The sequence below is a fragment of the Blautia sp. Marseille-P3201T genome (assembly GCF_900120295.1).
In the GTDB taxonomy this organism is placed as follows: domain Bacteria; phylum Bacillota; class Clostridia; order Lachnospirales; family Lachnospiraceae; genus Blautia.
Window position 1 is genome coordinate 1 of record NZ_LT635461.1, and the last position, 971, is coordinate 971.

Consider the following 971-nt stretch of genomic DNA (forward strand, 5'->3'; position numbering starts at 1 on the left):
GCCAAACAAACGACGAAGCCAAAGCCGATTATGATTACATGAAAGAGAATCTACAGCTTAAAAAGCAACTTGCAGAACTCCAAAAGGAAAATGACTTCTTAAAAAAAGCAGCGGCATTCTTTGCGAATGAAATCGATTAGAGGCTTATCGATTCATTCAGAAATACAACAAAGACTTTGGACTCAGATGGCTGTATATTCCATTTAAGTAGGGTTCTTCCGCAATTATCCGTATCATTCAACCTTCGCATACATTAGTTTTGCTGCTAAAAGTGCTTTGCTGCATCTCCCATACATAGTACGTTTTACCATTTTTAGTTTACTATTTGTTCCCTCGACAAAACCATTTGAAAGTTCACTGGCAACAGAATTTTCCACAGCTTCTATATCCTTTTCTAATCCATTTGCAAACCGGGATATCTCTTTTAAATCAGAGTTTTTGTACCGTTCTATAAACAAATACAATAGAGGCATACTTTTCTTTTCGTATATTTCACGGAATTCTTGAACACAACGCCTCAATTCTCTGAGTTTGGGATATTTCTGTAAAATATATGCCTTATGATTTGCACTAAGTTCCACTCCCATCCAAAGATAACGGAATATGCCGTTTCGTGAAAGGTGGTCATATTTTTGTAATGCCTTTTTGTTTTGGAGTGCTTCAGGTGAAGAACTTTTGTAAATTGCAACATCAATTTGCAATCGTTCTATGATTTTATTCATATAGTCATATGCTGCAGATTGACCGCCTTTATATCCTTTTTCAATAACATTGCGATATACATCTTTTCGACTGATGCCAGAAGTTAAAGCTTTGATAATATAATCATAAAACTGATCCATTCTGAATATTCCTGTGCGGCAACACCGCAAATCCGGCAGACGGGAAACCGTCTGTCCGGGCTTGCGGAAACTGCTTATGCGAGTTTACTCGCGCAATGTTTTGTCTAAACCATAGACCTCACGCATTGA

1 protein-coding gene and 1 pseudogene are annotated in these 971 nt (G+C 37.4%); one reads left to right on the plus strand and one right to left on the minus strand.

Annotated elements, in window-relative coordinates:
* A pseudogene (locus BQ7352_RS14225) lies at window positions 1–205 on the plus strand (IS3-like element ISRgn1 family transposase); the annotation flags it as partial.
* Between the two features lie 28 nt (window positions 206–233).
* On the opposite strand, the gene BQ7352_RS00005 reads toward BQ7352_RS14225, so the two are convergent.
* A complete protein-coding gene (locus BQ7352_RS00005; RefSeq protein WP_072445805.1) occupies window positions 234–842 on the minus strand; it encodes a transposase in 609 nt (202 codons plus the stop codon).
* Window positions 843–971: the final 129 nt, after the last annotated feature.